Below are 13733 nucleotides of genomic sequence, written 5' to 3'. Positions count from 1 at the left end.
ATGACCTCGAACGATTGCCTGGGTAAATGGAAAGCTTCTCGCTGATCCTCGCGATTGTGGTGGTAACCGCACTCGCGTTCGATTTCACGAACGGTTTCCACGACACCGCGAACGCGATGGCGACCACCATCTCCACAGGCGCCCTGAAGCCCAAGATCGCGGTGGCCATGTCCGCCGTCCTCAATCTTGTGGGCGCCTTCCTCTCCGTGGAGGTCGCGAACACGATCTCCAAGGGTCTCGTCGACGAGACCGGCATCCGCCCCGAGGTCATCTTCGCCGCCCTGGTCGGCGCGATCCTCTGGAACCTGCTGACCTGGCTGGTCGGCCTCCCCTCCAGCTCCTCGCACGCCCTGATGGGCGGCCTGGTCGGCGCCACCGTCGCCTCGGCCGGCTTCGGTGCCGTCCACGGTGACGTCCTGGTCACCAAGGTGCTGCTCCCGGCGGTCGCCGCGCCGCTCGTGGCAGGCATCGCCTCGATGCTGGCCACCCGCTTCTCCTACGGCATAGGCGGCAAGGCCGAGGGCGAGGCCACCCGCAAGGGCTACCGGGCCGGCCAGATCGCCTCCGCCGGCCTGGTCTCCCTCGCGCACGGCACCAACGACGCCCAGAAGACGATGGGCATCATCACCCTCGCGCTGATCGCGGGCGGCTCGATCGCCCCCGGCTCGAACCCTCCCACCTGGGTGATCCTCTCCGCCGGCCTGGCCATCGCGCTCGGCACCTACATCGGCGGCTGGCGCATCATCCGCACCATGGGCAAGGGACTGACCGACCTGGAGCCGCGCCAGGGCTTCGCCGCCCAGACCAGCGCCGCGACCGCGATCCTGGCCTCCTCCCACCTCGGCTTCTCCCTCTCCACCACCCATGTCGTCTCCGGCTCGGTGATGGGCGCGGGCCTCGGCCGCAAGGGCGGTGTGGTCCGCTGGTCCACCGCGACCCGCATGCTCGTCGCCTGGCTGCTCACCCTCCCGGCCGCCGCGCTGGTCGGCGCGGGCGCCGAGTCCGTCACCGACCTGGGTGACTGGGGCACCGCCGTCGTCGCCGTCTTCCTGATCGCCTCCAGCGCCGCGATCTGGAAGATCTCCCGCCGCGAGGTCGTCGACCACACCAACGTCGTCGCCGAGACCACGGAGCCGGCCGGTGTGGTCACCACCGCCATCGCCGCCGTGACCCCGCCGCCCGCGGGCACGGTCGCCGAGAGCCTCACGGCCACGATCCCCGCCCCGGCCGCCGAGCCGGCTCCCGCCACCCCGCCGGCCGCCACGGTCTGACCCCGCGCACCGGTTACTGAAGGAAGCATCCCCATGAAGATCGACTGGGCGGCCATCGGCTCCGTCTTCGGCGTCAGCCTCGTGTTCACGGTGGGCCTGGTGGCCCTGTTCACCCTCGGCATCAACGGTCTGGCGCGGCGCGAGAAGGCCGCGGCCCAGGGCGGCTCCGCCGGCCTCGCCGTCACCGGCGCCTACGTCTGCTTCGCGGCCTGCGCGGCGGCGGTGGCGTACGGCATCTACCTGATCGTGGCCAAGCCCTGACCGGCCCCTGATCATGGCGCGGGTGCGGCCCGCGCCCTCGGCCGCTCTGCGGCCGGCCATCCCCGAGGCTCCCCTCCGGTCGTTCCGGAGGGGAGCCTCAGGCGTACCCGCACGCCCCTTGGTGTGGGGATCGGCACACTCTCCCCATGCAGGTCAACGGCAAGTTGACGGCCGTTCCGGGAGCGTGGTGGACTGCCCACGCCATGTACGGCGGCAAGAGAGGAAGCCGGTGCGAATCCGGCGCGGTCCCGCCACTGTCACCGGGGAAGAACCCCCGGGAGCCAGGAACTCTCACCGCCGATTCAGTCGAACCAGGGCGCGGACACCCTGAGTGAGGACACAGATCGCCATGCCCGGCTGCCGAAGGACCAGTACCAGGACCGCTCCTGTGCCCACGGCCGGCTGAGCCGATGGGTGCCGATCGCACGTACGCGTACGGCGCCGCCGCCGGCGTCCTCGGTGACCTGCTCCTCGGCGATCCGCGCCGCGGGCATCCGGTCGCCGCCTTCGGCCGGGCGGCCGCAGCCGTGGAAGGCGCCTTGTGGCGCGACCACCGCGGCTGGGGCGCCCTGCACACCACCGTGTGCGCCGGCGGTGCCGTCGCCCTCGGCGCGCTGGCCGCACGCGCCGTACGCCCCTCCCGTTCCGCTTCCGTCGCGCTGACCGCCGCTGCCACCTGGGCCGTCGTCGGCGGCACCTCGCTGGCCCGGGAGGCCCGCGCCGTCGGACGCGCCCTGGAGGCCGGGGACGTCGAGGCCGCCCGGGCCCGGCTGCCCCATCTGTGCGGCCGGGACCCGCAGGCGCTGGACGCCGACGGTGTCGCCCGGGCCGTGGTCGAGTCGGTCGCCGAGAACACCTCCGACGCCGTGGTCGGCGCCCTCGTCTGGGGCTCCGTGGCCGGGATCCCCGGGCTCCTCGGGTTCCGGGCGGTCAACACCCTGGACGCCATGGTGGGCCACAAGTCGCCCCGCCACCGGCGCTACGGCTGGGCCTCAGCCCGCCTCGACGACGTCGCCGGCTGGCCGGGCGCCCGGCTGACCGCCATGCTCGCCGCGGCGGCCGGACCCGATCCGCGCGGCGCCCTGCGCGCCTGGAAGGCCGACGCCCGCAGGCACCCGAGCCCCAACGCCGGGCCCGTGGAGGCCTCCTTCGCCGGTGCCCTCGGCGTCCGGCTGGGCGGGACGCTCTCCTACGGCGGCCGGGTCGAACACCGCCCCGTGCTCAACGGCGCCACCGGACGGCCGGTCCGCGTCACCGACATCGCCCGGGCCGTACGGCTCTCCCGCCGCGTCGGGCTGCTCGCCCTCGGCACCACGGTCGCCGCGCGCGCACTCCTGAAGGGACGTGGCAAGTGAACGGTGGTCTCCTCGTCGCCGGCACCACCTCCGACGCCGGCAAGAGCGTCGTGACGGCCGGCATCTGCCGCTGGCTGGTGCGCCAGGGCGTGAAGGTCGCGCCGTTCAAGGCGCAGAACATGTCCCTCAACTCCTTCGTCACCCGCGAGGGCGCCGAGATCGGCCGGGCGCAGGCCATGCAGGCCCAGGCGTGCCGGATCGAGCCGACCGCGCTGATGAACCCGGTGCTGCTCAAGCCCGGTGGCGAGCAGAGCAGCCAAGTGGTGCTGCTGGGCAAGCCGGTGGGCGAGCTGAGCGCGCGCGGCTACCACGGCGGGCGCCAGCAGAAGCTGCTCGGCACGGTGCTGGACTGCCTGGCCGAGTTGCGGGGCACGTATGACGCGGTGATCTGCGAGGGGGCGGGAAGTCCGGCCGAGATCAACCTGCGGCGGACCGACATCGTCAACATGGGCATCGCGCGGGGTGCGCGGCTGCCCGTGCTCGTGGTCGGCGACATCGACCGCGGGGGCGTCTTCGCGTCCTTCTTCGGGACCGTCGCGCTGCTGTCGCCCGAGGACCAGGAACTGGTCGCCGGGTTCCTGGTGAACAAGTTCCGGGGCGATGTGTCGCTGCTGGAGCCGGGGCTGGACATGCTCCACGGCCTCACCGGGCGGCGTTCCTACGGCGTGCTGCCGTTCCGGCACGGGCTCGGCATCGACGAGGAGGACGGCCTCAGGGTGTCCCTGCGGGGCACCGTCCGCGAGTCGGCCGTCGCCCCGCCCGTCGGCGAGGACGTGCTGCGGGTCGCCGTGTGCGCGATCCCGCTGATGTCCAACTTCACGGACGTGGACGCGCTCGCCGCCGAACCGGGTGTCGTGGTGCGGTTCGTGGACCGCCCGGAGGAACTGGCCGACGCGGACCTCGTGGTCGTCCCGGGAACGCGCGGCACCGTCCGGGCACTTCAGTGGCTGCGGGAGCGGGGCCTCGCCGACGCCCTTGTGCGCAGGGCCGCCGAGCAGCGGCCCGTCCTCGGCATCTGCGGCGGCTTCCAGGCGCTGGGCGAGTACATCGAGGACGAGGTCGAGTCGCGCGCCGGGCACGTCGAGGGGCTCGGCATCCTGCCCGTCCGCGTGCGGTTCGCCCGCGAGAAGACCCTGACCCGGCCGAGCGGGGAAGCCCTCGGCGAGCGCGTCGACGGCTACGAGATCCACCACGGGGTGGCCACGGTCGACGGCGGTGAACCCTTCCTGGACGGCTGCCGGGTCGGGCAGACCTGGGGCACCCACTGGCACGGTTCGCTGGAGTCGGACGGCTTCCGGCGGGCCTTCCTGCGCGAGGTGGCCGCCGCCGCGGGCCGCCGCTTCGTGCCGGCCCCCGACACCTCCTTCGCCGCGCTGCGCGAGGAGCAGCTCGACCGGCTCGGCGACCTGATCGAACAGCACGCGGACACGGACGCGCTCATGCGGCTCATCGAGTCGGGCGCGCCGCAAGGACTGCCTTTCATTCCACCGGGAGCGCCCGCATGAGCACAGTGTTGTTGTTGTCGACCGCCGACACGGATCTGCTGGCGGCCCGGGCCTCCGGCGCCGGTTACCGCATCGGCAACCCCACCCGGGTCGACGTCGCCGGGGAACTGCCGGGCCTGATCGAGGGCGCGGACCTCGCCGTCGTACGCCTGCTGGGCGGCAAGCGGGCGTGGGAGGACGGGCTGGCCGCGCTGCGGGCGTCCGGCATCCCGACCGTGCTGCTGGGCGGCGAGGCCGTGCCGGACGCGGAGCTGATGGCCGAGTCGTCCGTGCCGGCCGGTGTGGTCGCCGAGGCGCTGAAGTACCTGGTCGAGGGCGGCCCGGAGAACCTGCTGGAGCTGTCCCGGTTCCTGTCGGACACCGTGCTGCTGACCGGTGAGGGCTTCGAGGAGCCGCGCCGGATGCCGGAGTTCGGCGTGCACGGCGCGTACGAGGTCCGCGAGGGCCGCCCGACCGTGGGCGTGCTCTTCTACCGGGCGCACGAACTGAGCGGCAACACCGCCTTCGTGGACACCCTGTGCGAGGCGATCGAGGCGCGGGGCGCCAACGCCCTCCCCGTGTACTGCGGTTCGCTGCGCGGCGCGGACGCCGGGCTGTACGAACTGCTGGGCCGGGCCGACGCGCTGGTGGCCACCGTGCTCGCGGCCGGCGGCACCCACGCCTCGCAGGCGTCGGCGGGCGGCGACGAGGAGTCCTGGGACATCGGCGCGCTCGCCGACCTCGACGTGCCCGTGCTCCAGGGCCTGTGCCTCACCTCCTCGCGGGCCGCGTGGGACGAGTCCGACGCGGCGCTGTCCCCCATGGACGCGGCGATGCAGGTCGCGATCCCGGAGTTCGACGGCCGGCTGATCACCGTCCCGTTCTCCTTCAAGGAGCAGGGCCCCGACGACGTGCCGGTGTACGTCGCCGACCCGGAGCGGGCCGCGCGGGTGGCCGGAATCGCCCTGCGCCACGCACGGCTGAAGCACAAGCCGAACGCCGAGAAGAGGATCGCGCTCGTCTTCACCGCGTACCCGACCAAGCACTCACGGGTCGGCAACGCGGTCGGCCTGGACACGCCGGCGTCGGCGGTACGGGTGCTGGACGCGCTGCGGGACGCCGGGTACGGGCTCACCGAGTACCCGGACAACGGTGACGAGCTGATCCACCGGCTGATCGAGGCCGGCGGCCACGACGTGGAGTGGCTGACCGAGGAGCAGCTGGCCGCCGCGCCCGCGCGGGTGCCGCTGGCCGACTACCGGGCCTGGTTCGAGAAGCTGGACCCGGAGCTGCGGGACGCGATGACCGAGGCGTGGGGCGAGCCGCCGGGCAGCCTGTACGTGGACGGCGACGACGTCGTGCTGGCCTCCTTGCAGTTCGGGAACGTCGTCGTGATGATCCAGCCGCCGCGCGGCTTCGGTGAGAACCCGATCGCGATCTACCACGACCCGGACATGCCGCCCTCCCACCACTACATGGCGGCCTACCGCTGGCTGGAGGCCGCGACATCGGAGGGGGGCTTCGGCGCCGACGCGATCGTGCACATGGGCAAGCACGGCACGATGGAGTGGCTGCCGGGCAAGGGCCTGGGCCTGAGTGCCGGCTGCGCCCCGGACGCCGTGCTCGGCGAACTGCCCCTCATCTACCCGTTCATCGTCAACGACCCGGGCGAGGGCACGCAGGCCAAGCGGCGCGGGCACGCCACGGTGGTCGACCACCTGGTGCCGCCGATGGCCCGGGCGGACACCTACGGCGACCTGGCCAAGCTGGAACAGCTGCTGGACGAGTACGCGCTCGTCTCCGACCTGGACCCGACGAAGGCCCCGGCCGTCCGCGCCCAGATCTGGACCCTGGTCAAGGCGGCCGAGCTGCACCACGACCTGCACGTGAACGAGCAGCCGGACGACGACGAGTTCGACGAGTTCGTCATGCACATCGACGGCTATCTGTGCGAGATCAAGGACGTGCAGATCCGCGACGGCCTGCACATCCTCGGCGGCGGGCCGGTCGGCGAGCCGCGCGTGAACCTCGTCCTGGCCGTGCTGCGCGCCTCCCAGGTGTGGGGCGGGCAGGCGAACGCGCTCCCGGGCCTACGGGCCTCGCTGGCGGCCCACTACGGTCTGGACGAGAAGGAGCTGCTGGCCGAGCCCGGCGCTCCGGTGAAGGTGCCGGTCGAGCTGACCGACCTGGCCGACGGCCCGTCCCGGACCGCCGCCGACACGATCGACCTGCTGGAGCAGCTGTGCCGGCGGATCGCCGAGGGCATGGAGGCGCGGGCGTGGGACCGTGCGGTCGTGCCCGCGGTCCTGCGGGGCGTGCTCGGCACCGAACTCCCGCAGGCGGTCGCCGTGCTGGAGTTCGCGTGCGACGAAGTCGTCCCGCGTCTGGCGAGGACCACCGACGAGATCGGGCACATCCTGCGGGCGCTGAACGGCGGTTACGTCCCGGCCGGTCCCTCGGGCTCGCCGACCCGCGGTCTGGTGAACGTGCTGCCGACGGGCCGCAACTTCTACTCGGTCGACCCCAAGGCCATTCCGTCCCGGCTGAGCTGGGAGGTCGGCCAGTCGCTCGCGGACTCCCTGGTCGCCCGCTACCTCCAGGACACCGGCGAGTACCCGAAGTCCGTCGGCCTCACCGTGTGGGGCACGTCCGCGATGCGCACCCAGGGCGACGACATCGCCGAGATCCTGGCGCTGCTGGGCTGCCGCCCGGTGTGGGACGACGCCTCGCGCCGCGTGACCGGCTTCGAGGTGATCCCCCCGGCGGAGCTGGGCCGGCCGCGCATCGACGTGACCGTCCGGATCTCCGGCTTCTTCCGGGACGCGTTCCCGCACGTGGTCGGGCTGATCGACGACGCGGTGCGGGCGGTGGCCGAGCTGGACGAGCCGGCCGAGGCCAACTACGTGCGGGCGCACGTGGACGAGGACACCGCCGGGCACGGCGACCGGCGCCGGGCCACGGCCCGTGTCTTCGGCTCCAAGCCGGGGGCCTACGGTGCCGGTCTGCTGCCGCTGATCGACGCCCGCAACTGGCGCTCCGACGCCGACCTGGCCGAGGTGTACGCGGTGTGGGGCGGCTACGCCTACGGGCGCGGCCTCGACGGGCGGGCGGCGCGCGGGGACATGGAGACGGCGTTCAAGCGGATCGCGGTCGCCGCGAAGAACGTGGACACCCGTGAGCACGACCTGGTCGACGCCGACGACTACTTCCAGTACCACGGCGGCATGGTCGCCATGGTCCGCCATCTGACGGGCGCCAACCCCGAGGCGTACGTGGGCGACAGCGCCGTACCGGACCAGGTGAAGACCCGCACGCTGGGCGAGGAGACGCACCGCGTCTTCCGGGCCCGGGTGGTCAACCCGCGCTGGATGGCGGCCATGCGCCGGCACGGCTACAAGGGCGCCTTCGAGATGGCGGCGACCGTGGACTACCTCTTCGGGTACGACGCGACGGCCGGCGTGGTCGACGACTGGATGTACGAGAAGCTCAGCGCGGAGTACGTCTTCGACCCGGAGAACCGGGACTTCATGAAGAAGTCCAACCCGTGGGCCCTGCGGGGTGTCACCGAGCGGCTCCTCGAGGCGGCGGACCGCGGGCTGTGGGCGGAGCCGGACGCGGACACGCTGGAGCGGCTGCGCGCCACGTACCTGGAGCTGGAAGGCGACTTGGAGGGCGACCAGTGACCACCCCGTTCCCCTTTACGGCCGTCGTCGGGCAGGACGATCTGCGGCTCGCGCTGCTGCTGAACGCCGTGTCGCCGGCGGTCGGCGGTGTGCTGGTGCGCGGCGAGAAGGGCACCGCGAAGTCCACGGCGGTACGGGCGCTGTCGGCGCTGCTGCCGCACGTGGCCGTCGTGCCCGGCTGCCGGTTCTCCTGCGACCCGGCCTCCCCGGATCCCGCGTGCCCGGACGGGCCGCACGAGGCCGGCGGCGGCACCGGGCGTCCCGCGCGGATGGTCGAGCTGCCCGTCGGCGCCTCCGAGGACCGGCTGGTCGGCGCCCTCGACATCGAGCGGGCGCTCGCCGAGGGCGTGAAGGCGTTCGAGCCGGGTCTGCTGGCCGACGCGCACCGCGGCATCCTGTACGTCGACGAGGTCAACCTCCTCCACGACCACCTGGTGGACCTGCTGCTGGACGCGGCGGCGATGGGCGCCTCCTACGTGGAGCGCGAGGGTGTGTCCGTGCGGCACGCGGCCCGCTTCCTGCTCGTGGGGACCATGAACCCCGAAGAGGGCGAGCTGCGCCCGCAGTTGCTGGACCGGTTCGGCCTCACCGTGGAGGTCGCGGCCTCCCGCGAACCCGACCAGCGGGTGGAGGTCGTCCGGCGCCGGCTGGCCTACGACGACGACCCCGCCGGCTTCGCCGCACGCTGGGCGGAGGAGGAGGCCGCCGTACGGCAGCGCATCGTGGCGGCCCGGGAGCTGCTGCCGCGGGTGCGGCTGGGTGACGGTGCGCTGCGGCAGATCGCGGCGACCTGCGCGGCGTTCGAGGTGGACGGCATGCGCGCCGACATCGTGATGGCGCGCACCGCCGGCGCGCTGGCCGCGTGGGCCGGACGGACCGACGTGCTCGCCGAGGACGTGCGGCAGGCGGCCCTGCTGGCGCTGCCGCACCGGCGCCGCCGGAACCCGTTCGACGCGCCGGGTCTGGACGAGGACAAGCTGGACGAGACGCTGGAGGAGTACGCCGGCGACGGCGACGACGACCCCGATCCCGACGGTCCCGGGGGCGGCGGCGGGCAGCCGGCGCCGGACGGCGGTCCGCAGGGCGACGGGGGCTCCGCCGCGCAGCCCGAGGCCGGTGAGGGCGGGCAGCCGCAGCCGTCCGGCGGGCAGGAGCAGTCGGCCGTACGGGCCGCCGAGCCGTTCCGGACCAAGGTGCTGAGCGTGCCCGGCATCGGCGAGGGTGCCGCCGGGCGGCGGTCGCGGGCACGGACCGAGCACGGCCGGACTACCGGGGCCCGGCGGCCCCGGGGCACGCTGACCAAGCTGCATCTGGCCGCGACCGTGCAGGCCGCGGCCCCGCATCAGCGGGCGCGCGGCCGGTCCGGGCCGGGGCTGGTGATCCGCCGGGACGATCTGCGGCAGGCGGCCCGGGAGGGGCGCGAGGGCAACCTCGTGCTGTTCGTGGTGGACGCCTCGGGGTCGATGGCGGCGCGGCAGCGGATGAGCGCCGTGAAGGGTGCCGTCCTGTCGCTGCTGCTCGACGCCTACCAGCGGCGGGACAAGGTCGGTCTGGTGACCTTCCGGGGCTCCGGCGCGGACGTGGCGCTGCCGCCGACGTCGTCCGTGGACGCCGCCGCCGCGCGGCTGGAGTCACTGCCGACCGGCGGACGTACGCCGCTGGCCGCCGGGCTGCTGAAGGCGCACGAGGTGCTGCGGGTGGAGCGGCTGCGGGATCCGGCGCGGCGGGCGCTGGTCGTGGTGGTGACGGACGGGCGGGCCACGGGTGGTCTGGAGCCGGTCGCGCTGGCGGGGCGGGCGGCACGGCTGTTCGCGGCCGAGGGCACCGCCTCGGTGGTCGTGGACTGCGAGTCGGGTCCGGTGCGGCTGGGGCTCGCCGGGCAGCTCGCGGGTGAGCTGGGCGGTACGGCGGTGACGCTGGACGAGCTGCGGGCCGACTCGATCGCCGGGCTGGTCAGGGATGTGCGGGGAACGACGTCGAGGAGGGCCGCGTAATGCCGCAGGGACAGCCGAGTGTCGTACCGGACGACGGCCTGACGACCCGCCAGCGGCGGAACCGTCCGCTGGTCGTCGTGCACACGGGCGTCGGCAAGGGCAAGTCCACCGCCGCGTTCGGGCTCGCGCTGCGCGCCTGGAACCAGGGCTGGCCCATCGGGGTGTTCCAGTTCGTCAAGTCGGCGAAGTGGAAGGTCGGCGAGGAGAACGCGCTGCGGGTGCTCGGCGCCTCCGGTGAGGGCGGCACCGTCGACTGGCACAAGATGGGCGAGGGCTGGTCGTGGGTCCAGCGGGACGCCCAGATGGACAACGAGGAGAAGGCCCGGGAGGGCTGGGAGCAGGTCAAGCGGGACCTGGCCGCCGAGACGTACCGGCTGTACGTGCTGGACGAGTTCGCGTATCCGATGCACTGGGGCTGGGTCGACACCGACGAGGTGATCGAGGTGCTGCGCGACCGTCCCGGCACCCAGCACGTGGTGATCACCGGGCGGAACGCGCCGGAGAAGCTGGTGGACTTCGCCGACCTCGTCACCGACATGTCCAAGGTCAAGCACCCCATGGACGTGGGTCAGAAGGGCCAGAAGGGCATCGAGTGGTGATGTCGTCGGTGCCCCGGCTGGTCGTCGCCGCGCCCTCCTCGGGCAGCGGCAAGACCACCGTGGCCACGGGGCTGATGGCCGCGTTCGCCGCGCGGGGGCTCGCCGTGTCCCCGCACAAGGTCGGGCCGGACTACATCGACCCCGGGTATCACGCGCTCGCGACCGGGCGGACGGGGCGCAACCTGGACGCGTACCTGTGCGGGCCGGAGCTGGTCGCTCCGCTGTTCCTGCACGGGGCGCGGGGGTGCGACATCGCCGTCGTCGAGGGTGTGATGGGCCTGTACGACGGGGCGGCGGGGGAAGGCGAGCTGGCCTCCACCGCCCATGTCGCCAAGCTGCTGCGGGCGCCGGTGGTGCTCGTCGTGGACGCGTCCTCGCAGTCGCGGTCGGTCGCGGCGCTGGTGCACGGGTTCGCGTCCTGGGATCCGGAGGTGCGGGTCGGGGGCGTCATCCTGAACAAGGTGGCGTCGGACCGGCACGAGGAGCTGCTGCGGGAGGCGCTGGATTCGGCCGGGGTGCCGGTGCTGGGTGCCTTGCGGCGGGTGCGGCAGGTGGACACGCCTTCTCGGCATCTTGGGCTGGTGCCGGTCGCCGAGCGGCGGTCGGCCGCGGTCGAGGCCGTCGCGGCGATGGCTGCGCAGGTGGTCGCCGGGTGTGACCTGGACACCGTCGAGGCGCTGGCCCGTGCTGCCGGGGAGCTTCCCGGGGGCTCCGCCCCCTGGACCCCCGCTTGCCCACCCACCCACCCGACTCGCCCGGCTGGAAAGCGGGACGAAGAGCCGGCTCGGCCGGTTGGAAAGCGGGACGAGGAGTCGGCTCGGGCTGTCGGGGAGCGGGGCGAGGAGTCGGCTCGGGCGGCCGGCAAGTGGGGCGAGGAGTCGGCTCGGGCTGTCCGGGAGCGTGTGCCCGTTGTGGCCGTCGCCGGCGGGGCCGCCTTCACCTTCTCCTACGCCGAGCACACCGAACTGCTCACCGCCGCCGGCGCCGAGGTCGTCACCTTCGATCCGCTGCGCGACGAGGAACTCCCCGAGGGCACCGCCGGGCTGGTCATCGGCGGCGGATTCCCCGAGGTGTACGCGGGCGAGCTGTCCGCCAACGAGCCGCTGCGCAAGGCCGTGGCCGCACTGGCGCTCTCCGGGGCGCCGGTGGCGGCCGAGTGTGCCGGCCTGCTCTATCTGTGCCGGGAGCTGGACGGCCGCCCCATGTGCGGCGTGCTGGACGCCACCGCGCGGATGAGCGAGCGGCTGACCCTCGGCTACCGGGACGCCGTGGCCGTCGGCGACAGCGTGCTGGCGGTGGCCGGGACGCGGATGCGCGGCCACGAGTTCCACCGCACCGTCGTCGAGCCGGGCGCCGGTGCTTCTCCCGCCTGGGGCATGCGGGCCCCGGTCCGGCGGGTCGAAGGTTTCGTACAGCAGGGCGTGCACGCGAGTTATCTGCACACGCACTGGGCGTCCGAGCCCGGTGTCGCCCGTCGGTTCGTGGAGAGGTGCCGGACGTCATGAGCAGCACGCTGGTCGGAGTCGGGGTCGGCCCCGGTGATCCGGAACTGGTGACCGTCAAGGGGGTCAATGCCCTGCGGGCCGCCGATGTCGTAGTCGTACCCGTCATGGCCGCACCCGACGGAACGGACGGCGGGGAGCCGGGCCGCGCCGAGGCGACCGTGCTGCACTACGTGCCCGCGGAGAAGGTCGTCCGGGTGGTGTTCGCGCTGAACGAGCGGACCGACCGGACGAGGCGCGAGGCGGCCTGGGACGCGGCGGGCGAGCAGGTCGCCGGCCTGCTGCGCTCGCACGCGTCGGTCGCCTTCGCCACCATCGGCGACCCGAACGTGTACTCCACGTTCACGTACCTCGCGCAGACCATCGCGGAGCTGGTGCCCGGTGTCACCGTTGCGACCGTGCCCGGGATCACCGCGATGCAGGACCTCGCGGCGCGCTCCGGGGCCGTGCTGACCGAGGGCACCGAGCCGCTCACCCTCGTCCCGGTCACCGCCGGGTCCGCCGTGCTGAAGGAGGCGCTGGCCGGTCCGGGCACGGTCGTGGCGTACAAGTTCGGCCGGCAGGCCGCCGAGGTCGCCGAGGCGCTCGCGGAGACCGGGCGGCTCGGGGACGCCGTGTGGGGCTCGGCGCTGGGACTGCCGGAGGAGTCGGTGCGGCCGGCCGCCGAGCTGGACGGGACGCCGCTGCCGTACCTGTCGACGCTGATCGCGCCGCCGCGGCGGGACGACGGCCGGGGCGGGAAGCTGTGACGCCGTCCGCGCGGTCAGCCGGAGACGCCGACCACCAGCCAGACGAACGCGACGCCGGCCACCGTGCACAGCAGGGTGGAGCGGGCCGGGTGCTCGTGGTGGGCCTCGGGCAGGATCTCGGCGGCGGCGAGGTAGAGCAGTACGCCGCCGAAGAGACCGAGATAGCCGCCGAGCACCGGTTCGGGGATGCGGAAGAAGGCCGTGGACAGCGCGCCCAGCACGGGTGCGCAGGCGTCGGCGACCAGCATCCCGACGGCCCGGCGGCGCGCGTTGCCGTACAGGCTGGTGATGGTGAAGGTGTTGAAGCCGTCGGCGAAGTCGTGGGCGATCACGGCGAGCGCCACGGCCGTGCCCATGCCGCCGCCCACCTGGAAGGCCGCGCCGATCGCCACGCCGTCCATGGCACTGTGGCCTACCATCGCGCCGGCCGCCGCGAGACCCACCTCGGGCGCCCGGTGGTGGTGTTCCTCGGCGCCGCCGTGCGCGGCCTGGCGCGCGGCCAGGGTGCGCTCGCCCAGGTGGGCCAGCAGGAAGCCGGCCACGAAGAGCAGCAGGGCGGCGGGTACGCCGAAGACCTCGCGGTCGGCCGCGTGCAGTGCCTCCGGCAGCAGGTCCAGGCCGACCACGCCCAGCATCAGCCCGCCGGCCAGTCCCAGGACCAGGTGGCGGCGGTCGGTCACGCGCTGTGCCGTCCAGCCGCCGGCCAGCGTCATCACGAACGCGCCCAGCGCGACGAAGACCGCCATAGGCCCTTGGTATCCGATGGACCGGCGTCCACGCACATCCGATAGCAGCAGCCGCAGTACTCGTAGCACTTGTAGGAGAGGACCGATCC

The 13733-nt window shown here is 73.7% G+C and carries 10 protein-coding genes and 1 riboswitch; of the genes, 9 read left to right on the top strand and 1 reads right to left on the bottom strand.

Annotation, left to right across the window (positions count from 1 at the left end; genetic code table 11):
- Window positions 1-26: 26 nt before the first annotated feature.
- From JK361_RS17395 to cobI, 9 genes are all read left to right on the top strand, one after another.
- Window positions 27-1271: an inorganic phosphate transporter gene (locus JK361_RS17395; RefSeq protein WP_201818761.1), complete on the top strand. Its 1245-nt coding sequence runs from the start codon at window positions 27-29 to the stop codon at window positions 1269-1271.
- A 33-nt stretch (window positions 1272-1304) separates the two neighbouring features.
- Complete coding sequence (locus JK361_RS17390) at window positions 1305-1532, top strand: hypothetical protein (RefSeq protein ID WP_201818759.1); 228 nt, start codon at window positions 1305-1307, stop codon at window positions 1530-1532.
- 170 nt (window positions 1533-1702) lie between these two features.
- Window positions 1703-1843: riboswitch (cobalamin riboswitch) on the top strand.
- A gap of 99 nt (window positions 1844-1942) precedes the next feature.
- Window positions 1943-2887, top strand: a complete 945-nt coding sequence (locus tag JK361_RS17385) for a cobalamin biosynthesis protein (protein ID WP_201818756.1) — start codon at window positions 1943-1945, stop codon at window positions 2885-2887.
- Complete coding sequence (locus JK361_RS17380; protein WP_201818754.1) at window positions 2884-4392, top strand: cobyric acid synthase; 1509 nt, start codon at window positions 2884-2886, stop codon at window positions 4390-4392. Before JK361_RS17385 ends, JK361_RS17380 begins: the two co-directional genes overlap by 4 nt.
- Window positions 4389-8054, top strand: a complete 3666-nt coding sequence (cobN, locus tag JK361_RS17375; protein ID WP_201818752.1) for a cobaltochelatase subunit CobN — start codon at window positions 4389-4391, stop codon at window positions 8052-8054. The genes JK361_RS17380 and cobN overlap by 4 nt, the downstream gene beginning before the upstream one ends.
- Window positions 8051-10048 carry a putative cobaltochelatase gene (locus JK361_RS17370; protein ID WP_201818750.1) on the top strand — a complete coding sequence of 666 codons (1998 nt, stop codon included), beginning with the start codon at window positions 8051-8053 and terminating at the stop codon, window positions 10046-10048. The genes cobN and JK361_RS17370 overlap by 4 nt, the downstream gene beginning before the upstream one ends.
- The gene (cobO, locus tag JK361_RS17365) at window positions 10048-10647 is read left to right on the top strand and encodes a cob(I)yrinic acid a,c-diamide adenosyltransferase (protein ID WP_201818749.1); all 600 of its coding nucleotides are present in this window, start codon (window positions 10048-10050) and stop codon (window positions 10645-10647) included. Before JK361_RS17370 ends, cobO begins: the two co-directional genes overlap by 1 nt.
- On the top strand, window positions 10647-12152 hold the full coding sequence (locus JK361_RS17360) for a cobyrinic acid a,c-diamide synthase CobB (RefSeq protein WP_201818747.1): 1506 nt from the start codon (window positions 10647-10649) through the stop codon (window positions 12150-12152). Before cobO ends, JK361_RS17360 begins: the two co-directional genes overlap by 1 nt.
- Window positions 12149-12898, top strand: coding sequence for a precorrin-2 C(20)-methyltransferase (gene cobI, locus JK361_RS17355; protein WP_201818745.1), 750 nt, complete (start codon window positions 12149-12151; stop codon window positions 12896-12898). The genes JK361_RS17360 and cobI overlap by 4 nt, the downstream gene beginning before the upstream one ends.
- Before the next feature lie 14 nt (window positions 12899-12912).
- On the opposite strand, the gene JK361_RS17350 is transcribed toward cobI, so the two are convergent.
- Entirely contained in the window at window positions 12913-13644 is a 732-nt protein-coding gene (locus JK361_RS17350) for a ZIP family metal transporter (protein ID WP_201818743.1), read from the bottom strand.
- Window positions 13645-13733: the final 89 nt, after the last annotated feature.

This window comes from Streptomyces musisoli, assembly GCF_016741855.1.
In the GTDB taxonomy this organism is placed as follows: Bacteria; Actinomycetota; Actinomycetes; order Streptomycetales; family Streptomycetaceae; genus Streptomyces; species Streptomyces musisoli.
This window is presented reverse-complemented; position numbering and strand designations above follow the sequence as displayed.